The 20,679-nt window shown below is 75.0% G+C and carries 19 protein-coding genes and 2 pseudogenes; 13 read left to right on the top strand and 8 right to left on the bottom strand.

The genetic code is table 11. The features are described from left to right. Positions 1-148: 148 nt before the first annotated feature. Positions 149-1,144, bottom strand: a complete 996-nt coding sequence (locus DEJ46_RS07325; protein WP_150264736.1) for a helix-turn-helix domain-containing protein — start codon at positions 1,142-1,144, stop codon at positions 149-151. An 81-nt stretch (positions 1,145-1,225) separates the two neighbouring features. On the opposite strand from DEJ46_RS07325, the gene DEJ46_RS07320 reads away from it, so the two are divergent. From DEJ46_RS07320 to DEJ46_RS07315, 3 genes are all read left to right on the top strand, one after another. Further along, entirely contained in the window at positions 1,226-1,522 is a 297-nt protein-coding gene (locus DEJ46_RS07320) for a hypothetical protein (protein ID WP_150264735.1), read from the top strand. A gap of 212 nt (positions 1,523-1,734) precedes the next feature. Continuing rightward, complete coding sequence (locus DEJ46_RS39050; RefSeq protein WP_190622486.1) at positions 1,735-1,878, top strand: hypothetical protein; 144 nt, start codon at positions 1,735-1,737, stop codon at positions 1,876-1,878. 78 nt (positions 1,879-1,956) lie between these two features. Beyond that, positions 1,957-3,942 carry a DUF5107 domain-containing protein gene (locus tag DEJ46_RS07315; RefSeq protein WP_150264734.1) on the top strand — a complete coding sequence of 662 codons (1,986 nt, stop codon included), beginning with the start codon at positions 1,957-1,959 and terminating at the stop codon, positions 3,940-3,942. A 361-nt stretch (positions 3,943-4,303) separates the two neighbouring features. Here the strand turns inward: DEJ46_RS07315 and DEJ46_RS07305 are convergent, their stop codons facing one another. Next, positions 4,304-5,140, bottom strand: coding sequence for a methyltransferase domain-containing protein (locus DEJ46_RS07305; protein WP_150264732.1), 837 nt, complete (start codon positions 5,138-5,140; stop codon positions 4,304-4,306). 90 nt (positions 5,141-5,230) lie between these two features. Then, positions 5,231-5,836, bottom strand: a complete 606-nt coding sequence (locus DEJ46_RS07300) for a GNAT family N-acetyltransferase (protein WP_150264731.1) — start codon at positions 5,834-5,836, stop codon at positions 5,231-5,233. Positions 5,837-5,997: 161 nt separating this feature from the next. Here DEJ46_RS07300 and DEJ46_RS07295 point away from each other — a divergent pair, with 161 nt between their 5' ends. The 3 genes from DEJ46_RS07295 (at position 5,998) to DEJ46_RS07285 (ending at position 9,833) form a co-directional block, all read left to right on the top strand. After that, on the top strand, positions 5,998-7,257 hold the full coding sequence (locus DEJ46_RS07295) for a sulfite oxidase (RefSeq protein ID WP_150264730.1): 1,260 nt from the start codon (positions 5,998-6,000) through the stop codon (positions 7,255-7,257). A gap of 148 nt (positions 7,258-7,405) precedes the next feature. Continuing rightward, the gene (locus DEJ46_RS07290) at positions 7,406-8,641 is read left to right on the top strand and encodes an aminotransferase class I/II-fold pyridoxal phosphate-dependent enzyme (RefSeq protein ID WP_150264729.1); all 1,236 of its coding nucleotides are present in this window, start codon (positions 7,406-7,408) and stop codon (positions 8,639-8,641) included. An 85-nt stretch (positions 8,642-8,726) separates the two neighbouring features. Continuing rightward, a complete protein-coding gene (locus tag DEJ46_RS07285; protein ID WP_150264728.1) occupies positions 8,727-9,833 on the top strand; it encodes an MBL fold metallo-hydrolase in 1,107 nt (368 codons plus the stop codon). Positions 9,834-9,953: 120 nt separating this feature from the next. Here the strand turns inward: DEJ46_RS07285 and DEJ46_RS07280 are convergent. Together DEJ46_RS07280 and DEJ46_RS07275 are read right to left on the bottom strand one after the other, a co-directional pair. Next, a pseudogene (locus DEJ46_RS07280) lies at positions 9,954-10,559 on the bottom strand (DedA family protein); the annotation flags it as partial. Between the two features lie 29 nt (positions 10,560-10,588). After that, a complete protein-coding gene (locus tag DEJ46_RS07275) occupies positions 10,589-11,368 on the bottom strand; it encodes an MBL fold metallo-hydrolase (RefSeq protein WP_150264726.1) in 780 nt (259 codons plus the stop codon). 149 nt (positions 11,369-11,517) lie between these two features. Between DEJ46_RS07275 and DEJ46_RS07270 the strand changes: the two genes are divergently transcribed. The 6 genes from DEJ46_RS07270 to DEJ46_RS07250 all read left to right on the top strand — a co-directional run bounded on the left by DEJ46_RS07270 (position 11,518) and on the right by DEJ46_RS07250 (position 18,402). Further along, positions 11,518-11,922, top strand: a complete 405-nt coding sequence (locus DEJ46_RS07270; protein WP_150264725.1) for a recombinase family protein — start codon at positions 11,518-11,520, stop codon at positions 11,920-11,922. Between the two features lie 211 nt (positions 11,923-12,133). Next, positions 12,134-14,254: a phage holin family protein gene (locus DEJ46_RS07265; RefSeq protein WP_150274204.1), complete on the top strand. Its 2,121-nt coding sequence runs from the start codon at positions 12,134-12,136 to the stop codon at positions 14,252-14,254. Positions 14,255-14,319: 65 nt separating this feature from the next. Beyond that, the gene (locus tag DEJ46_RS07260) at positions 14,320-15,744 is read left to right on the top strand and encodes an amino acid permease (RefSeq protein ID WP_150264724.1); all 1,425 of its coding nucleotides are present in this window, start codon (positions 14,320-14,322) and stop codon (positions 15,742-15,744) included. A gap of 110 nt (positions 15,745-15,854) precedes the next feature. Beyond that, on the top strand, positions 15,855-16,244 hold the full coding sequence (locus DEJ46_RS07255; RefSeq protein ID WP_223834550.1) for a hypothetical protein: 390 nt from the start codon (positions 15,855-15,857) through the stop codon (positions 16,242-16,244). Positions 16,245-16,300: 56 nt separating this feature from the next. Further along, the gene (locus DEJ46_RS39045; protein ID WP_190622484.1) at positions 16,301-16,453 is read left to right on the top strand and encodes a hypothetical protein; all 153 of its coding nucleotides are present in this window, start codon (positions 16,301-16,303) and stop codon (positions 16,451-16,453) included. 80 nt (positions 16,454-16,533) lie between these two features. Next, positions 16,534-18,402, top strand: coding sequence for an alpha/beta hydrolase (locus DEJ46_RS07250; protein WP_150264722.1), 1,869 nt, complete (start codon positions 16,534-16,536; stop codon positions 18,400-18,402). Between the two features lie 40 nt (positions 18,403-18,442). On the opposite strand, the gene DEJ46_RS07245 is transcribed toward DEJ46_RS07250, so the two are convergent. Further along, positions 18,443-18,982, bottom strand: coding sequence for an IclR family transcriptional regulator C-terminal domain-containing protein (locus DEJ46_RS07245; protein WP_317852171.1), 540 nt, complete (start codon positions 18,980-18,982; stop codon positions 18,443-18,445). After that, positions 18,939-19,076: pseudogene (locus tag DEJ46_RS40715) on the bottom strand (hypothetical protein); the annotation flags it as partial. The pseudogene DEJ46_RS40715 and the gene DEJ46_RS07245, both read right to left, overlap by 44 nt. Positions 19,077-19,365: 289 nt before the next feature. Between DEJ46_RS40715 and DEJ46_RS07240 the strand changes: the two are divergent. Continuing rightward, a complete protein-coding gene (locus DEJ46_RS07240) occupies positions 19,366-19,788 on the top strand; it encodes a hypothetical protein (RefSeq protein ID WP_150264720.1) in 423 nt (140 codons plus the stop codon). Here the strand turns inward: DEJ46_RS07240 and DEJ46_RS07235 are convergent. Further along, positions 19,778-20,596, bottom strand: a complete 819-nt coding sequence (locus DEJ46_RS07235; protein WP_150264719.1) for a helix-turn-helix domain-containing protein — start codon at positions 20,594-20,596, stop codon at positions 19,778-19,780. The two genes, DEJ46_RS07240 and DEJ46_RS07235, sit on opposite strands and share 11 nt — an antisense overlap. Positions 20,597-20,679: the final 83 nt, after the last annotated feature.

Below are 20,679 nucleotides of genomic sequence, written 5' to 3'. Positions count from 1 at the left end.
GCCGACGACACGGCACACCACCGGACCCGCACTCCACGAACCGCTCTCTCAGCCGCACCCTTCCGGGATCACTATGCCTGTTCACCCCGCAGCGGACCGCCCGCCGCACTCGACGGCCGGCCGAGGCGATCCGTCCGGCCGGGCGGACTCAGCCCTCTTGCGCGGGCAGCCATCCGTGCTGCACCGCCCGGACACCCGCCTCGAACCGGCTGCGCGCGCCGAGGCGTTCCATGAGGTCGCTGGCGATCCGCCGGGCCGTACGCGTTGACACCCCGAGCCGCTTGCCGATCGTCTCGTCCGTGTGCCCCTCGGAGAGCAGGGAGATGAGGGCGGCCTCCTGCGCACTCAGGCCGTGGACATCACGGACCGGGGCCTCCCCGAGCGGGTGCGCCGCGGCCCACACGCTCTCGTACAGCGCGCACAGCGCGGTCAGCGTTCCCTGCCCGGTCAGCACGACGGCACCGCCCGCGGTGTTCTCACTGCTCACAGGGATCACCGCGGTCGATCGGTCCACGATGATCAGACGGGTGGCGAGCGAAGCCGCGGTGCGGACCTCTCCGCCCAGGGAGGCCGTCCAGCGCGCGTACTCCACGGTCGGCCGGTGGTGGCGGACGCTGTCCAGGTACACGACCCTGGTCCGCACCCCGCGCCCCAGCAACTCGGCGTCCAGGGGGCGCGACGCGGCAATGTTCTCTTCCGTCTGCGGGCCTCCAGGTGCGAAGGTCATGACTTCGTGGCGGACCTCACGAGTCAGCCGCGCGAGGCGGTCCCGGATCTGGTCCAGGCCGATCAGCTGCTCGACTCCCGGGCTGGCGCCGGCCGGCCGCAGGTCGGCGTACTCGGAGATCAACTGGGCGGCCGCCGCACGGGAGGCCTCGAGCCGCTGCTGCTGGGCGGTGATCTGGGCCTGCTGGCGGGCCATCAGGACTTCCATCCCAAGGTCGGGCGAGACCGCGCGCAGGCCGCCGTTGTCGGCCGAGGGCCGGACGAGTGCGAGCTCGCTGAGGACGTCGAGTCCGTCACGTACCTGCTGTTCCGTCGCGCCGACGCGGGCGGCCAGCGCCGCCACCCCGCCCCGCGGATCGGCCAGCATCGCCCGGTAGACGGCCTCGGCCATCGTGTCGAGACCCAGCGCAGACAGCATTGTGATTCCCCCCGGAAGTGCTCATCTCCCACACAAAAAGATCATCATATGCCCGCAGCGGGAGGGCAGAAGGAAGGGGTTATGTACCTCGTTCACGCGCACTTGCGACCGCCGGCCCAGGGCGGCGAACTCCCGCCCGACGTGCGCGCCCTCGTCTATGGGTGCGCCCGACCCGAGGACGGCGTGGAGCACGTCAGCGTGCACGGTGACCCGCCCTCGGCACCGGTCCTCGGCCTCTTCCTCCTGGCCGACTCGCTGGCCCGGGCGGAAGCGAACGCGGCGGCCGTCTGCGCCCGGCTGCTGGAGGGCCGCCCCGAGTTGTCGGGCTGGACCCTTCTGCGCGCGGAAGCCCCGCTCATCGTCATCGACGGACAGTGAAAGCCGCCCCCGCGCCAGGTGGACACAAACGGCCGCTGCCGTTTCCGTCCACGCGCCGGCCCTTCCACCCCCGCGGGCCTGCGGCGACAGTGGTTCTCGCCGGAACGGAGACCACTCCCGAAGGCACCGGACCGGAAAGCGCCACCGCGGGGCGCGACCGATACCGGACCCACCTCCGACCTACCATCGACGCTCAGGAACGGAAGAACCCCATGTCTCGCATGCGCATCGCCCAGGCCGCCGCGGTCCTCGTCCTCACCCTCGCCGCCCCGCTGTACGCCGCCTCGACGGCGGCTGCCGCGCCCGCCCCGTCCGCCCCCACCGCCACGGCTCAGGGCAACATGGGTTGGCAGTAGGACCCAGGCGCCCCGGGCGTCCGGTCGTAGGTGAGCGAACCCCTGGTCAGGACAGGCCCCGGCGTGTTCCATGGGTGGATGACGACCGTACGACGTGCCGTACTGACGCTGCCCGCGGCCCCGTTGGGCCCGGACAGCCCCCTGCCCGCCCTGCGGACCCACCACGGGACCCACGCGGTCGACGAACAGACCCTCGCGGAACTGCCGCGCGACATGGCCCGGGGCATCGGACGCGCGCCCCTGCGCAGTCTGCTGCCCGCCCCCGTGCGGGACGGCTACGGGCGCGAACGCACCCCCACCGACCTCGACGCGATCGTGATCGAGAACGACCGGCTCCGGGCCACCGTGCTCCCGGGGCTCGGCGGTCGCGTCCACTCCCTGCACCACAAACCCAGTGGACGCGAACTCCTCTACCGCAACCCGGTGTTCCAGCCGGCGGCCTTCGCCCTCAACGGCGCCTGGTTCTCCGGCGGCATCGAGTGGAACATCGGAGCCACCGGCCACACCACCCTCTCCTGCTCGCCCCTGCACGCGGCCGTCGTCCGCGCCCCCGACGGGGGCCAGATGCTCCGGCTGTGGGAGTGGGAGCGCCTGCGGGACCTGCCCTTCCAGGTCGACCTCTGGCTCCCGGAGGGCTCCGACTTCCTTCATGTCGGCGTCCGCGTCCGCAACCCCCACGAGCGGCCCGCCGCCGTCTACTGGTGGTCCAACACCGCCGTACCGGAGACCCGCCGCGTCATCGCGCCCGCCGACGCCGCATGGCACCACGGTGACGAACGCTCGCTGCGCCGGCTGCCCTTCCCCGTCACCGAGAGCGGTGGCGGCACCGACCGCTCGTACCCCCTGAACGGGGACCACGCGGCCGACTGGTTCTACGACCTGCCCGACGGACAGCGCCGCTGGATCGCCGCCCTGGACGCCGACGGCACCGGCCTCGTCCAGACCTCCACCGATCCGCTGCGCGGCCGCAAGCTCTTCCTGTGGGGCCGCGAACGCGGCGGCCGGCGCTGGCAGGAGTGGCTCACCGAGCCCGGCACCCCCGGCTACGCCGAGATCCAGGCCGGCCTCGCGCGCACCCAGCTGGAGCACCTGGAGCTGCCCGGCGGCGAGGAGTTCAGCTGGCTGGAGGCGTACGGACCGCTCACCGCCGATCCCGGCGCGGCACTCGGCGACGACTGGGACACGGCCCGCGAGGCCGTCGAGAACGGCCTCGCCGAAGCGCTCCCGCGCGCCGGGGTCGACGCGGCCTGCACGGCCTGGCGCGAGCAGGCCGCCGACTCCGAGCCGGAGACCGTCCTCGCCGTCGGCTCCGGCTGGGGAGCCCTCGAAGTCCTGCGCGGAAATCACGAGTTGCCCGGCACCCCCTTCCCCGAGTCGACGCTCGGGCCCGAGCAGGAGCCCTGGCGCGCACTCCTGGACACCGGGGTCCTGCCGGCCCCCGAGAAGGGCGCCGCGCCCGGCGCGCCGCTGGTCTCGGCGCCCTGGCGGGACATGCTGGAGACCGCCCCGGCCGACCCGTCCACCGAGTACCACCTCGGCATCGCCCAGTGGCACGCCGGAGACCGCGCCCAGGCGGTACGGAGCTGGGAACGGGGACTGCGCGAGGCCACCGTCCGCTGGCCGCTGCTCCACTGCCTCGCCGTCGCCGACCGGGAGGACGGGCACCCGGCCCGCGCCGCCGAACGGTTCGCCGAGGCCTTCAACGACCATGCCGAGCACGCCGACCGGGCCGAACACGCCGACCGGGCCGCCGAGGACGAGGCGGGGAGCGCCGCGCTCGGCCGCGAGGCGGTCACCGCGCTGCTCGCCGCCGGACGCACGGGCCGGGCGCGCGAGGTGTGGACGCGGCTTCCCGAGGAGGCGCGGGGGAGGGGCGCCTTCCGGCTCCTGGAGGCGCGCCTGCTCCTCGCCGAGGGCAGGACGGACGAGGCCCGCGCCGTCTTCGACGCGGGCTTCGAGGTCGCGGACCTGCGCGAGGGCGCCGAGATCCTCGGTGAGGTCTGGGCGGAGCTCACCGACGAACCACTGCCGTACGCCTATGAGTTCAGGATGCGGCCGAGCTGACGGACGATCGGCGGCGTCCCGGAGGGGGAGTCCCGGAGGGGTCCCCGCCGGGCCGTCGCTCCCTATCCTGGGGGTGGCGGCGGAAGGACGGGGGTCCGTAGGTGGCAGCATGGGCGACGGCCGAGTGCCGGTGCGGACATCCGCGCTTCCGCCATGGGGAGCCGCGGTTCTCCGGCCGCTGCGGCGCCTGCCTCTGCGAGGCGTTCGCCATGCCGCCGCCGGAGCCGGGCTTCCTGGACACCGAACCGGCGCGGCCCGAGCCGGACCGCACGCCGCATCCGAGCTGCCCCCTCCAGGACCCGGAATGCATCGGGTTCCATGACAACCTGTACTGACCTGCCGTAACGACTCTGCCGAGTGGTCAGGACACCCGGCACAGGATCTCGCCGTGCGGGACCATGAACCAGGCGTCCTCCCGCTCGCCCCACTCCCGCCAGGCCTCCCCGATCGCCGCCAGCTCGGCGTCCGTCGCGTGGCCGCCCTTCACGGCCAGCTCGGCGTAGACGGAGCCGGTCGTCCGGTCCGCCCACAGGCCGCTCCACCAGGCGCGCTCCTCGGGGGTGGCGAAGCACCAGGTCGCCGCGGTCGTCGTGACGTCGGTGAAGCCCGCCTCCCGGGCCCAGGAGAACAGCCGCCGCCCGGCGTCCGGTTCGCCGCCGTTCGCCCGTGCGACCCGGTGGTACAGGTCCAGCCACCCGTCCAGCGCGGGGCGTTCGGGGAACCAGGCGAAGGCTCCGTAGTCGCTGTCGCGGGCCGCGACGACCCCGCCCGGCCTGCACACCCGCCGCATCTCGCGCAGGGCCTGGACGGGGTCGCCGACGTGCTGCAGCACCTGGTGGGCGTGGACGACGTCGAAGGAGTCGTCGGGGAAGTCCAGGGCGTGGACGTCCGCCTCGGCGAACTCGACGTTGTCCAGGCCGCGTTCAGCGGCGACCGCGCGTGCCTTCTCCAGGACGCCCTCGGCGGCGTCGACGGCGGTCACCCGGCCGGGCGCCACCAGCGCGGCCAGATCGGCCGTGATCGTGCCCGGGCCGCAGCCCACGTCCAGGACGTCGAGCCCCGCCCGCAGCTCGGGCAGCAGGTAGGCGGCGGAATTGGCGGCGGTCCGCCAGGTGTGCGAACGCAGGACGGACTCGTGGTGGCCGTGGGTGTAGACGGCGGTCTCGTGGGCCGCCGACGGGGTGGGGGCATGCGTCATGGAAGCGACTCCCTCGGTGTGGGTGCGTGCCTTCACCGTACGCACTCCCGCCGAATGGTGAGACCCGCGTCTTGGGATGTGGACACCGGCTCAGTCCAACAGCGCCCGCCGGTAACGGAGTTCCTCCAGCTCCCGGCCGCCCGTGACCTCGCGGACGGCCGCGCCGTCCGGTCGCCAGCCGGCCGCCTCGTAGAAGCGGCGGCCCCGTGTGTTCCCGGCGAACACCCACAGCGAGGCGGTCCGGAAACCGGCCGTCACGAGCACCTCCGTGGACGCGGCGAGCAGCGCCCGCCCGACACCCGTGCCCCACACCTCCGGCAGGGCGTACAGCGCCGCCAGTTCGGCGGTGGAGGCGGGGTCGAGAGCGAGGGACGCACCGGACGCCCCCGGCTCGCCGGCCGCACCGGCCTCCGCCGGCTCCCCGGGCTCCTCGTCCGGCCAGGCCCTGAGACAGGAGAAGGCCACGACCCGCCCGTCGGCCTCCGTCGCCAGGAGCACCGTGGGCCGGTCGGGCGCCGACAGGCGCTCGTGCCACACGGACGCCCGCTCCTCCGGGTCCAGCGAGGCCAGATACGGCCCGGGGAGCAGATCGCGGTAGGCGGCCCGCCAGGACAGGACGTGCACGGAAGCGACGGCCGCCGCGTCCCCGGGAACCGCCTCGCGTATCGATGTCGTCGCGCCGTTCGATGTCGTCATGCCGCATTCTCGGTCGGGGAGACCGAGCGGCGCTCCCGCATTTCCGGGGCCCGCTCCGAGCTGACGGATCGCTGTGTGACAGCACCGTCAACGGACCGTTCCAGCCCCCTCTCCGCCTCTAGGATCGGCCCGCCGCCGCCCGGTGGCGCCGCCCGCCCCACATGTCGAGGAGTCCCGTGCCGCCGTATCCGCCCGCGCCCGACCGCCGCTCCCTGCTGAAGCTGCTCGCGGCGGCCCCCGCGGCCTCCGCCCTCGGCGGACTCGCGGCCGCCGCCCCCGCGCACGCAACCACGGCCCCCGCATCCCCGCACGCAACCACGGCCTCCGCATCCGTGTCCGCGCCCGGCATCGTCAAGTCCCTCCCGCCCGAGTGGTTCACCGTCCGGGGCGCCAGCGCCGAGGCGCGGTCCGACGCCTTCGCGGACACCGGTCTCCTCACCCCCGCCGACCGCTTCTTCGTCCGCAACCACACCTCCACGCCCGTCCTCGACGCCGCCGACTGGCGCCTCACGCTCTGGGGCGACGGACTCCACGCCCGCAGCCCCGTCCACTTCACCTACGGGCAGCTGCGCGACCTGCCCTCCGTCACCCGAACGGCCCTGATCGAGTGCGCCGGAAACGGCCGCAGTCTCTACACGAGCCAGCAGGGCGAGCCCGTCACGGGCACCTCCTGGACCCTCGGCGCCGTCGGCGCGGCCCGCTGGCGCGGCGTCCGCCTCTCCGACGTGCTGCGACGCGCCGGGATCGCCCGGGACGCCATCGCCCTCCAGCCGCGCGGCCTCGACGACCCGTACGTCTCCGGCGGCGTCGACCACGGCCGGGTCCGCCGCCCGCTGCCGGTCGCCAAGGCCTTCGAGGACGTCCTCCTCGCGTACGAGATGAACGGCGAACCCCTCCCGTACGACCACGGCCACCCGGTCCGGCTCGTCGTGCCCTCCTGGGTCGGCATCGCCTCGATCAAGTGGCTCGGCGACATCGAGGTCTCCACCCGCCCGCTGACCTCACCCTGGTCCACGGACTGGTACCGCCTCTTCGGCCCCGCCCACCCGTCCGGCGGCAGCGCCCCCATCGGCGTCCAGACGATCAAGTCCGCGTACGAACTCCCCTTCGGCGCCACCCTGGAGGCCGGCCGCGTCCACCGGCTCACCGGGCGCGCCTGGTCCGCCCACGCGCCCGTCCGCTCGGTGGAGGTCTCCACCGACGGCGGGACGCACTGGCGGCGTGCCCGGCTCCTCGACACCCCGAGGCGGGACGGCTGGGTCCGCTGGACCGTGCCGTGGCGCCCCCACCGCACCGGGCCGGTCACCCTCCTGTCCCGTACGACCGACGCCGCCGGCAACACCCAGCCCGAGCGGGCCGTCCACAACACCCAGGGCTATCTCTTCGGTGCGGTCGTACGCCACCCGGTCACCGTCGCCTGAGCCGGCCCGGTCCACCGGCCGCTGCGCCCCGCCCCGCCCCGCCCCGGCACCCGAAGCGCCTCCTGGAGCGGCGAAACCGCCCGGATCTTCGTATAAAGGGCTCGGGGTGCCGTTCCCGGTGCCCCCGTGCGCTCAGGAGGTACGGGACATGCACCACACGGCTCCGGAAGGCCGAGGCCAGGTGCGCTACGGCCCTCCCGCGCCCGACGCGGGCCTGCCCGTCCTCCCCGGGCTCGCCGCCCTCCTCGCCGCCGCGGCCGGACGCGCCGCCCCCGAACCGCCCGGCGGCGGCCCCGTCCTGCGGGAGGCGGCGGCCGGCTACTGGTGGCGCCGCGGCCTGCGGACGCACGCCGAGGACGTCGTCGCGGCCCCCGGCGCCCCCGCCCTCCTCCTCGCCCTGATCGCCGCGCACGGCGGAGACCTCCTGCTGCCCCGCCCCTGCCCCGCCTGGTGGGCCCCGCAGGCCCGCCTCCTCGGCCGCCCCGCCTACCACGTACCGACCCCCGCCGAATGCGGCGGCGTCCCCGACCCGTACGCCCTCCTGGAGACCGTCAGGAGAGTGCGGGCCGAGGGCGGCGACCCCCGCGTCCTGCTGCTCTCCGTCGCCGACGACCCCACCGCCACCGTCGCCCCGCCCGAGATCGTCCGCGAGGCCTGCGAGGCCGCCGTCGCCGAGGGCCTCCACGTCATCAGCGACGAGACCTGGCGCGACACCCTCCACCACCCGCACGACACCGTGCTCCTCAGCCCCGCCGAGATGTGCCCGGACGACGTGACCGTCCTCGCCGACCTCGGCGGCGCCCCCCTCACCCCGGCCGCCTGGCCCTGCGCCGTCGCCCGCTTCCCGCCCACCGACCCGTCCCGCGCCGACCGCTGGACCGACCGCAGGGCCCGCGCCCTCGACGTCCTCACCGCCCTCGGCGCCGTCGTCCCCGGCCCCGTCGCCCCCGCCGCCGCGCACGCCCTCGACGAACCCGAGGACGTGACCGTACCGGCCCGGCGCGCCGCCACCGTCCACGGCCGGCTCGCCGCCGCCGCGCACCGCACGGCCCTCGCCGCCGGGGCCCTCTCCCGGCCCCCACAGGCGGGACGCCATCTCTACGTGGACCTCGGCAGGTTGAGGTCCGGACTCGCCGCCCGCGGCGTCACCGACTCCCTGGAGCTGGAGAGCCACCTGACCGCGCGGCTCGGCGCCCCGGTCCCCGGCGGGCACCGCTTCGGGGACGAACTCGGCGCCCTGCGCGTCCGGTTCGGCACCGAGATGTTCCTCGGCACCACCGAGGAGGAGCGCGCCGAGACCCTGGGCTCCCGGAACCCCGAGGAACTCCCTCATGTGACAAGCTCGTTGACGGACTTCGGAGGAGCCCTGGAGGAGCTCCGATGAACCGCCCCGCACGCCCGCTCCAGCCCGCACGCCCCGCCCACCCCGCCCACCCCGTACGAGCCGCGACGCAGGACGGAGCCCGCAGATGACCGAACGGACGGCACGCCCCGCCCAGGCCGCCCAGGCCCCGTACCCCGCCGCCCCCGCTCAGCCCCCCGCGTCGGCCCAGCCGCCCGCCACGGCCCCCGTCACGGCCCCCTCCCCGGCCCCTGCCCCGGCGCCCGCCCCCGTGCTCCAGCCGGTCGGCCGGCTGCGCGCGGACTGGCCCCGGACCTTCGTCGACCGGCTCACCGCCCCCCTCCCCGGCGTCCGCGCCCTGGCGCGGCTGGCCCGCGAGGGCGCCGTCCGCCCCCGCCCCGAAGGCCTCCGCGACATCCCCCTGCTCCCCTTCGAGCCGGGACCGCTGCCGCCCGCCGGTCCCGGCACCCTCGCCGTCACCTGGGCGGGTCACGCCAGTTGGATCCTGCGCCTCGGCGGACTCACCGTCCTCACCGACCCCGTCTGGTCCCGCCGGATCTTCGGCACCCCGGCCCGGCTCACCCCGGTCGGCGTCCGCTGGGAGGACCTGCCGCCCGTCGACGCCGTCGTCATCAGCCACAACCACTTCGACCACCTCGACGCCCCCACCCTCCGCCGACTGCCCCGGCACACCCCGGTGTTCGTCCCCGCCGGGCTCGGACGCTGGTTCGCCCGCAGGGGGTTCGGCCGCGTGACCGAGCTCGACTGGTGGGAGGCGGCCGAACTCGACGGAGTGCGCTTCGACTTCGTCCCCGCCCACCACTGGTCCAAGCGGACCCTCCTGGACACCTGCCGCTCCCTGTGGGGCGGCTGGGTGCTCACCGACCCCTCGGGGCGTCGCGTCCACTTCGCGGGGGACACCGGGTACGGCCACTGGTTCGCCGAGATCGGCCGCCGCTTCCCCGCCATCGACCTGTCCCTGCTCCCGATCGGGGCCTACGACCCCCGCTGGTGGCTCAGGGACGTCCACACGGACCCGGAGGAGGCCGTCCGTGCCCACCAGGACCTGGGAGCACGGCGGATGGCCCCCATGCACTGGGCCACCTTCGTCCTCTCCTCCGAACCCGTCCTGGAACCCCTCACCCGCGTCAGGGCCGCCTGGGAGAAGGCGGGACTGCCCCGCGAGGACCTGTGGGACCTCCCCGTCGGCGGCTCACGGGTGCTCACGCCCTGAGGCGCCCGGGGCGTCTGAGGCACCCGAGGCGCCAGACGGCCCCGCCGCCCGGCCGGAAGCCCCCCGGCCGGAAGCCCCCCGGCCCGAAGACCCCTGCCCCGAAGACCCCTGCCCCGAAGGCCCCCGCCCGGACGACCCCCGCACCCGCCGCCACAGCGCCGGCAGCGCGCTGATCAGCACCGTCAGACCCACCGCCGCCACGACCCCCTGCCACGGCTCAGGGAAGAGCGAACCGCCCAGGATGCCGATCAGCTGGTACGTCGCCGCCCACGCGAGGCACGCCGCCATGTCCCCCCGCGCGAACCGCCGCAGCGGCATCTCCGCGAGCAGACACGCCAGCATCACCGGGATCCGCCCCGCAGGCACCAGCCGCGACAGCACGAGCACCGACACCTGATGGGTGTCCAGCCGCGCCTGGGCCTGCGCGAGCCGCTCCGGCGTCACCCGGCCCCGCAGCGCGGCCAGCCACCGCGAGCCGTTGCGGGACCGGACCCCGCGCTGCCCGAACCAGTACAGCGCCAGGTCCCCCAGGAACGCGGCGAACGCCGCCACCAGGAAGACGAAGAGCAGCGCCAGCGGCGAGCTCTGGTGGAAGGCGACCACGGCCGCCGAACTCACGATGGCGCCCGTCGGCACGATCGGCACCAGCGCGCCCAGCGCCACGAGCAGGAACAGCGAGGGATAGCCGACCGCCTGCTGCGTCGACTCGGGCGGCAGCTCGCGCACCGCCCCGGCGACCCGGACCAGACCGTCGATCACCTGGCGACCTCCGGCCGCACCCGCTCGCCGTGGGCGAGCAGATGCACCGCCACCTTCGGGGCGAGCCGGGCGGCATGGCGGACGAACTCGTCCCCCGGCGCGTGGAACTCGTGCGGCCGGACCCCGTCGAGCCCGATCGGCCAGAACGTGCCGTAGTGCACCGGCACCGCGGCCGCCGGCGAGAGCGCGGCGAGCGCCTCGGCCGCCCGGCCCGCGTCGAGGTGCCCGTGTCCGAGGTAGGGACCCCAGCCGCCGACCGGCAGCAGCGCCACGTCCACCGGGCCCACCGCCTCCGCCATCCCGTCGAAGAGCCCGGTGTCCCCGGCGAAGTACGTCCGCGCCTCGCCCTCGACGACGTACCCGAGGGCGGGGGAGCGGTGCGGCCCGACCGGCAGCCGGCGCCCGTCGTGGAGCGCCGGGACGGCCCGTACCGTCACGCCCTCGACCGTCACCGTGTCGCCCGGCTCCACCTCGGTCACCCGCAGTCCGTTCCCGTCGAGCCTGCGCAGTCCCGGTACGGCGGCGGGCGCCCCGCGCGGTACGAGGATCCGTGTCCCGGGCGCGAGCCGGGCCAGCGAGGGCACGTGCAGATGGTCGGCGTGCAGATGCGAGACGAGCACGGCCTCGGCGCGGGTGGCCTCGGGCGGCGGCGGGGCGCCGCGCCGCCGCCGCAGGTGTGCGAGCCGCCGCGCGAACAGCGGGTCGGTGAGGAAGCGGACCCCGGAGTCCTCGACCGTGCAGGTCGCGTGACCCCACCAGGTGACCTCCACCGGCATGCCGCCTTCCGTTTCAGCCTGTCGTCCCGGGGGCTCCGGCCGCCGCGCCCCGATGTCCGCGACCGTTCCGTACCTCCGTAACGAGGGTAAATGTCCGGAGCGTGCTCCGGAGGATGTTCGGCGGTGCCGTTCCCCAGTAGGGTCGGTCCATGGACGACGTTCGGGTGGCGGCGATCGCCAGCCTCACCCCGCTCGAAGAGCTGGACAGCGACCCCTTCCTGGTGGACACGCGAGGCCAGCACGAGCTGTGCGCCCGCTGGGCCGTCGACAAGGGGTACGTGCTCGCCCGCCGACTCCTCTTCTACGGCATCCGTCCCGACCACGCGGCCCTGTGGCAGGACGTGGAGGACGGCGAGGTCGACCTCTTCGTCGCCGCCAACGAGCGGGTCCTCGCCCGCGCGTTGACCTCGGTGTCCGGCTTCCGCGCCGAGTGCGAGCGCCGCGGGGTGCGGGTCGAGACCGCCGGCCTCGACGAACCGGCGTACGACACGGCGGCCAAGGCCGGAGTGCACCGGCGGCTCTCCATGCCCACCGCCGGGTACGACGGCTCCTGACCCACGGGACGTTCCGCGCCCCACCCGGTCCGGCCTGACACAGGACCGGGTCCGACCTGACACACCCGGGCCGTCCGCCGTCACCCGTTTTCCGCCTTGACCGTGGGCGTTGTGCCACGCTTGAGGCAGGAAACGGGCGAAAGGTGAACCGGGCGTGGGAGACGGGCGATGGGGTGGCGCCGGGCGCTGGCGGACCGCAGGCAGCGCGGTGATGCGGATGATCGTGGTCTGGGCGGTGTCCACCCTCACCATGCTCGCTCTCGCCGGACTCCTCCCCGACTTCGAGCTCCAGTCCGCCGACGGCGACAGCATGACGCGGACGGCCGTCACCGCCGCCACCGCCGCGGGCGTCTTCGGTCTGCTCGGCGCGCTCGTGTGGCCGGTGGTCGTCCGCGCCCTCCTCCTCGTCCCGGCGCTCGTCCTCGGTCTGCTCGTCTTCTTCCTCAACGGCTCACTGCTGCTCGTCGCGCTCTGGCTGATCCCCGACGGGCGCGGCGCCGCCGACCCCGAGACCGCCGTCGCGGTCGCCGCCGTCATGTCCGCCGTCGCCTCCGCGACCGCCACGGCCCTCGCCGTCCGCGACGACGACGCCTACCGCCGCCGCCTCTACCGCCTCACCGGCCGCACCCGGCCCCGCGACCCCGAGGACTCGCCGGAGGCCGCCCCCGGCACCGTCTTCCTCCAGCTCGACGGCGTCGGCCACCACGTCCTGCGCACCGCCGTCGCCGACGGGCTCATGCCGACCGTCGCCGGCTGGCTCGACGCCGGCCACCACCTCACCCCCTGGCGGACCGACTGGTCCAGCCAGACCGGCGCCAGCCAGCTCGGCATCCTGCACGGCTCCAACGAGGACGTGCCCGCCTTCCGCTGGTACGAGAAGGACACCGGCCGGCTCATGGTCTCGAACCGCCCCGCGAGCGCCGTCGAGCTCCAGCGGCGGGCCGTGCGCCGCACCGGGGACGGCGGGCTGCTCACCCTCGACGGCGCCTCCCGCGGCAACCTCTTCAGCGGCGGCGCGGACCAGCTCGCCCTGGTCCTGTCGATGGCCGCGCGGCGCGGCAGCCGCAACCGCTCCCGGGCCGGCTACTTCGCGTACTTCTCCGACCCGGCCAACGCCGTCCGCACCGCCGGCTCGCTCGTCGCCGAGTGCGTCCGCGAGGTCTGCCAGTCGACCCGGGCGCTGCTGCGCCGCGAGACCCCGAGGGTCTCGCGCGGCGGCACGTACCCCTTCGTCCGCGCCTTCGCGACGGTCGTCGAGCGGGACGTGGTGGTCGCCGCCGTGATGGGGGACATGCTGGCCGGGCGGACCGCGGTCTACGCCGACCTCGTCGCGTACGACGAGGTGGCCCACCACTCCGGGCCGCACGGGCGGGACACCGACCAGGTCCTGCGCCGCCTCGACCGCGCGATCGCGCTGATCGCGACCGTGGCCGAGCACGCGCCGCGCCCGTACCGGATCGTGCTCCTCTCCGACCACGGGCAGAGCCCGGGCGAGACCTTCGAGTCGGCGTACGGCCTCTCCCTCAAGGAGCTCGTACGGGCCGGGTGCGGGCTGCCGGTGCCGCGCCGCGTCGGGCGCACCCCCAGCGGTTCCGAGGCGCGCGACGCGGCCAGGGACGCGCTGCGCAGCGCCCTGCACCGGCCGCTGGACGAGACCGGCGAGACCGCGCGCGAACTGCCCGCCAAGCCCTCCGAGCCGGTGGTCCTCGCCTCGGGCAACCTCGGGCTGATCTCCTTCCCCGACGTGCCGCACCGGATGACCCGCGAGGAGATCGACCGGCGCCACCCGGCGCTGCTGCGGACCCTCGCCCACCACCCGGGCATCGGCTTCGTGCTCGTGGCGAGCGCCGAGCACGGCTCGCTCGTCCTCGCCCGGGACGGCGTGGAAGTGCCGGTCGCCGAGCTCGCCGACGAGGGGCCGCTGGCCGTCTTCGGCCGGGGCGCGGCGGACGCCGTGCGCCGCACGGACGGCTTCCCGCACGTCGCGGACGTCATGGTCAACTCGATGTACGACCCGGCGACCGGCACCGTACACGCCTTCGAGGAGCAGATCGGCTCGCACGGCGGACTCGGCGGCGAGCAGTCGCACCCCTTCCTGCTGTCGCCGCCGGAGCTGTCGCCGCCGGTCGGCGCGGGGGAGGAGCTGGTCGGCGCGGAGCGGATCCACCGGGTGCTGCGCCGCTGGCTGCGCGAGTCCTCGGGCCCGCAGGTGCCGCTGGGGATCTCCCCGCCCGTGGGGACTTCCCCGCCCGTGGAGATTTCCCCGCCCACGAGCCGATCGGAATCACATCTTCCGGTTGATGGTGGGGTCGTGCAGGACAAAAACCGCTGATTTGGACGCTTGTTCGTCGTTACCGGACGATGTCCGCGCTTGTACGACGGAAGGCGCACCACCCCATGAGCACGGCCACAACTCCACAGACCGGAACCGACCCGGGCACCGACACCGCCCCGGCTCCCGGCAGCCCGACCGCGAGCCCGAGCCCGAGCAGGCACGCCCGGCGCTTCGGACTCCCCGTCGCGACAGCCCTCGTCATGGGCAACATCATCGGCGGCGGCATCTTCCTGCTGCCCGCCTCCGTCGCCCCCTACGGCACGATCAGCCTCGTCGCCTTCGGCATCCTCACCCTCGGCGCGATCGCCCTCGCCCTCGTCTTCGGCCGCCTCGCCCGGCGCCTCCCGATGACCGGCGGACCGTACGTCTACGCCCGCGAGGCCTTCGGCGACTTCGCCGGATTCCTCGCGGCCTGGTCGTACTGGATCACCACCTGGGTCTCCAACGCCGCCCTCGCGGTCGCCGCCGTCGGCTACCTCGACGTCCTGGTCCCCGTCCACGAGTCGAAGGCCGCCACCATCGCCGCCGCGCTCACCCTCCAGTGGCTCCCGGCCCTCGCCAACCTCGCCGGCACCCGGTACGTCGGCGCCGTGCAGCTCATCGCGACCGTCCTCAAGTTCGTCCCCCTGCTGTTCGTCGCCGTCGGCGGACTGTTCTTCTTCGACAGCGCCAACCTCGGCCCCTTCCGGGCGAGCGAGGGAAGCGCCCTCGGCGCGGTCTCGGCCTCCGCCGCGATCCTGCTCTTCAGCTACCTCGGCGTCGAGTCCGCCGCCGTCAGCGCCGGAGAGGTCCGCGACCCCCGCCGCAACGTCGGCCGCGCCACCATCCTCGGCACCCTCGGCGCCGCCGCGATCTACCTCCTCGGCACGCTCTCCGTCTTCGGCACCGTCCCCCACGACCGGCTCGTCGACTCCTCCGCACCCTTCTCGGACGCCGTGAACGTCATGTTCGGCGGCTCCTGGGGCGGCACCGCCATCGCCTGCATGGCGCTGGTCTCGATGGTCGGCGCGCTCAACGGCTGGACGCTGCTCAGCGCCCAGACCCCCTACGCGGCGGCCCGCGACGGACTCTTCCCGAAGGCCTTCGCCCACAAGCGGCGCGGCGTCCCCACGGTCGGCGTCGCGGTGACCGTCGTCCTCGCCTCCTCGCTCACCGTCTACAACTACACGGCCGGTACGCAGGGCGTCTTCGAGATCCTCGTCCTCGTCACCACCTTCACCGCCACCGTCCCGTACCTCCTCTCCACAGCCGCCCAGACCCACTTCCTGCTCTCCGGACAGGCCGACCGGGTCCACCGCCCCCGGCTCGTCCGTGACGCCGTCCTCGCCCTCGCCGCCTTCGGCTTCTCCCTCTGGCTCGTCGCCGGCTCCGGATACGCCGCCGTCTACCAGGGAGTCCTGTTCCTCTTCGCCGGGGTCCTGGTCCACGCCTGGATGTCGGCCCGCAAGCGGCGCGCCGCCGCCGTGGAGGCCGAGCCCGCGCCGTGACCGCCGGTGCGGTGAATCCGGGGGCCAGGACGTAGGCCGCCCGGGCGGATCTCGGGCCCGGAGCGCCGCGCGCGGACCCGGGCGGGGCAGTACGGATCACCGTGAGCCCCGTGCCCGAGCCGACCGCGACGCCCGCCACCCCGGCGGGCCGCCGGACGCGCCCCGTGCCGGGCGGACCGCGGTGCGTCGCGCTCCTCCTGATCCTCGTCGCGCTCCTCGGCGCGGGCGCGGCCAACGCCCTCACCGGCGCCGTCGAGCTCCGTCCCGCGACCTCTGCCCCCGCCCCGGCGCCGGCCCCCGACCAGGGCGGCGAGACGTTCGACCCCGCGGCGGCGGAGGCCGGGCTCCCCGGCCGGGCCAGGCGCCACCGCACGCGGGTCAGGCCGACCCCCGCGCGCCGCCGCCCCCGTACCGCCCGCCGGCGCTCCCGTGGCGCCGCCCCCGCTCCCGTACCCTCCCCGCGTGGCGACGCGCTCCGGTGCGTGGTGATGCGCTGCTGAGAGGCCCGCACCTCCCGGCAGCCCCCTACATCACCCCCCCCGCGAGGAGTTCCGCCATGCCCGTCGACCCGTACGCCGTCCTCCAGGCCCTGCTGCGCGCCGAGGCCTCCCGCGCCCAGCGCGCCGACCACCGCTCCGCCGAACCGGCCGAACCGGCACCCGCCCCGGTGACCGAGCCGCCCGCCCCCCGGGAGGACCGCACCCGCTGAACGCCCGGACGCGGACCGACGCGGGCCCCCGGCGGAAATACGATTTGCGGACGGGTGTACGGACGTACGAGGCTGATCCGATGACCTCGACCGACCGGAACACCAGCCCCGATCGGTCCGCCGGACCCGCGTCCGGCCCGGGCCCCGACCCCGCGACAACCACCGGCACCGACGCCCTCACCGGCCCCCGCGCCGCCGCCGGTCCCGACGCCCCTGCCGGCTCCCGCGCCGCCGCCCGGCTCCTCGCCTTCGCGCGGCGCCCCTACTGGGACAGACCCGACCCCGCGTACCGCATCCGCCGCTGGCCCGACCTCACGGCACTCTGCTTAGCCACCGTCTTCTTCTGGTCCAGCCTCACGCCCTCCCTCGTGCCCCGGCCCTGGTATCTCCAGGGCATCGTCGGCGGCATCACCGCCGCCATCGGCTACGCCCTCGGCTCCACCCTCGCCTGGCTCTTCCGGGCCCTCGTGCGCCGCCGCCCCGCCGAGCGGACCCGCACCCGCTGCTGGCAGGCGTACTGGCTGCTCAGCCCGGTCCTCGCCGTCTGGCTCATCTCCGAGAGCGCCCGGATGCAGCGTCAGCTCCGGGTCCTGCAAGACCTCCCGCCCACGCTCACCTGGCACACGCCGATGATCGCGCTGATCGCCCTCGGCCTCCTCCTCGCGGCGCTCCTCGTCGCCCGCTCCGTCCGGCTCGGAGCCGTCACCCTGATCCGGCTCCTCGGCCGGCTCCTGCCGCGCCCCGTCGCCTTCGCCGTCGGCGCGGCCCTCTCCGCCCTCGTCGTCCTCGTCGGCGTCCGCGACGTCGTCTTCGACCGGGGCGTCGTCGACCTCGCCGACCGGATCGCCGAGGCCACCAACGGCGGCACCAAGGACGGCATCCGGCGCCCCGCCTCCCGCCACGTCACCGGCGGCCCCGGCTCCCTCGTCCCCTGGCAGGACCTCGGCTACCAGGGCCGCAACTTCACCGGCTCCACACCCACCCGCTCCGCCCTCACCGCCTGGACCGGCCGGCCCGCCCGCGACCCGGTCCGTGTCTACGTACCCTCCGCGCTGCCCGCCGCCTTCACCGACGACCCGCCCTTCGCCGCCCAGGCCCGTCTCGCCGTCCGCGAACTCGAACGGACCGGCGCCTTCGACCGCGCCGTCCTCGCCGTCGCCGGGACCACCGGCACCGGCTGGATCGACCCGAACGTCGCCGAGGCCCTGGAGTACATGTACGGCGGCGACACCGCGATCGTCGCCGTCCAGTACTCGTACCTCCCGAGCTGGGTCTCCTTCCTCGTCGACAAGGAGAAGGCCGGACAGGCCACCCGGGCCCTCCTCGAGGCCGTCCGCGCCCGCCTCGGCAGCCTCCCCGCCGACCGGCGGCCGAAGCTCGTCGTCACCGGCGAGAGCCTCGGCGCCTACGCCGTCGAAGCCTCCTTCGGCACCGCCGACGCGCTCCTCGCCGGAACCGACGGCGCCCTCCTGATGGGCCCGCCCCACTTCTCGCCGATCTCCCGGGAGATCCGCCGCGACCGCGACCCGGGCAGCCCCGTCTGGCGCCCCGAGTACCGCGGCGGCGCCCACATCCGCTTCGCCCAGTTCCCCCGCACCGACCTCGAACGCCCCGCCGCCGACTGGCAACGCCCGCGCGCGGTCTACCTGCAGAACGCCTCCGACCCCGTCGTCTGGTGGTCGCCCGAACTGCTCCTCGACCGCCCCGAATGGCTCGACGAACCGCTCGGCCCCGACGTCACTCCCGAGATCAGCTGGTTCCCCTTCGTCGCCTTCTGGCAGACCTCCGTCGACATGACCGTCTCCTACGGCGTCGACGCCCCGCACGGTCACCGGTACGGGGCCGGCGCCGTCGACGGCTGGGCGGCGGTCCTGCCGCCACCCGACTGGACCGCCGCCGACACGACCCGCCTGCGCGCCTTCATCGGCCACCGCAAGGCCGCGTACTGAGCAGCCCGCAGCCCGCAGCCCGAGCCCCGGACCGCCGCGCTCAGGTCAGCACCGCGAACGCCGGTGCCCTCAGCGCCCGTTCGAGCCGCTCCCGCAGCAGCTCCGCCGTCGACGCGAGCCGCGCGCGCTCACCCGCCGGCAGCGAGAAGCCGACCGCCGAGTGGACCCCGCCCACCGTGATCGGCACCGCCGCGCACACCGCGCCGAGGAGGCACTCCTCCCGTTCGAGCACCGGCGCCCCCCGCCGGACCCCGGCCAGCCGGGTCAGGAGGGCCTCCTCGTCCCGGACCGTGCGTGGGGTCAGTGCGGCCACCGGCCGCCGGGCCAGATGGGCGCGCCGGGCCTCCGGTGGCAGCTGCGCGAGCAGGCACTGGCCGAGCGCGTGGGCGTGCGCGGTCGTCCGGAAGTCCGCCCACTCCTCGACGGCCCGGTGCTCCGCGCTCCCCGCCGGCGGGCCCGAGCCGGAACGTCCCGTGCTCGCGCCGCAGATAGCCGTCGTGCACCAGGGTCCGCAGAAGGTGGTACGTGGTCGGCAGCGGCGGCCGGGCCTCCCGCGAGAGCCGCTTGGCGGTGATCTCACCGTGCTCGGCGACCGTCTCGAGCAGGACGAGCGCACGGCGTACGGAACTTATGAGCGTGGGAGCGGGCGTGGAGCTGGGCTTCGAGGGGGCCATGGGTCCAGTCTTCCGAGCACCCACCCCCTTCGAACCCCCGTTGGTCGAAGCCTTGTTCGATCGGCTCGTACGGACCTGGCGGACCGTCACTTTCCTCCCGCACCCGCACCCGCACCCACACCCGCACCCGCACCCCGCACCCGCCCGCACCGCCCGCATTACCTCCCAGGTAATCGACCCCTACGCGGCCGCCCGGCATGCTCATGAACACCGGAACCCGGGCGGCGCACTCCGCTCGGGCTCCGGACCCGCCACCAGCCCCGAACGTCCCCATGGAGGGTGATCCGCCATGTCCCAGGCCCTGCTGAACGGTCTCGCCCGCACCACCCGGCCGCAGACCGCGGTGCGCCGCTTCCTCGGCCTCGACGCCCTCGTCACCGGCGCCAACGGCCTCGCCTACCTCACGGCCTCCGGGCCGCTCGGCGAGCTCCTCGGCATCGACGCGGCCCTGCTGCTCGAACTCGGCATCTTCCTCACCGCGTACGCCGGGGGCGTCGCCTGGCTCGCGAGCCGCCCGCAGCCCCCGGCCCTCGGCGTCAAGCTCGTCATCGACCTCAACGCCCTCTGGGCCGTCCTGAGCGTCGTCGCCCTCTTCGCCTGGCTGGAGCCGACCACCGCCGGCCTGCTGTGGACGCCGGTGCAGGCGGCCACCGTCGCCGGGTTCGCCCTGCTCCAGTGGACCGCCCTGCGCGCCGTGACCGCTACTCGCTGACCGCCGCCGCCAGGGACCGGAGGTACGCGACCGTCTCCGCGTCGGCCGGGAGCAGCGTCTCGATGGCCAGCTCGGCGACGGTCACGTCCATCGGCGTGTTGAACGTCGAGATCGACGACACGAACGACAGGATCCGTCCGTCGTGCTCGATCCGCATCGGCAGCGCGATGTACGGATACGGCTCCGTGCCGGGCGCGCTCTCCTCCTCCGCGCCCGGCGGCAGCGGATACGCCGCCACCTCCTCGTACAGCGCGCGCAGCGCCTCCGACCGGGCCAGCGCGATCTGCCGCTCCATCTGGGCCAGCAGATGCCCCCGCCACTCCCGAAGGTTCCGGATCCGCGGCGCGAGGCCCTCCGGGTGGAGGGTGAGCCGCATCGCGTTCAGCGGCGGGGCGATCAGATGATCCGGCAGTCCGTCGAGCAGCAGCCCGATGCCCCGGTTGGCCGCCACCACCGTGTACGAGCCGTCCACCACGAACGCCGGATACGGCTCGTACCCCTGCAACAGCCGCTCGATGCCCTCCCGCAGCACGTCCAGGTGCGGGGCGCCGAGCGGCGACTCCGTGTACCGGGGTGCGTAACCGGCTGCCAGCAGCAGCGCGTTCCGCTCCCGCACCGGCACGTCCAGGTGCTCGGCCAGCCTGAGCACCATCTCCTCGCTCGGCCGGGAACGGCCCGTCTCCACGAAGGAGATGTGCCGCGCCGAGGAGTCGGCACGCAGCGCGAGCTCCAGCTGACTCATCCGCCGCTGCTCACGCCATCCGCGCAGCAGCGGCCCTACCCCCGTGTCGCTCACGACAGTCGTCATGGCCAGACGGTATCCCAGTGGGGGACCCGGGTAGCTTCCCCGGGGGACCCGTCCCGCACCGCGCACCACCCGACCGGAGGGAG

Origin of the sequence: Streptomyces venezuelae (assembly GCF_008642375.1) — a bacterium.
In the GTDB taxonomy this organism is placed as follows: domain Bacteria; phylum Actinomycetota; class Actinomycetes; order Streptomycetales; family Streptomycetaceae; genus Streptomyces; species Streptomyces venezuelae_G.
This window is presented reverse-complemented; position numbering and strand designations above follow the sequence as displayed.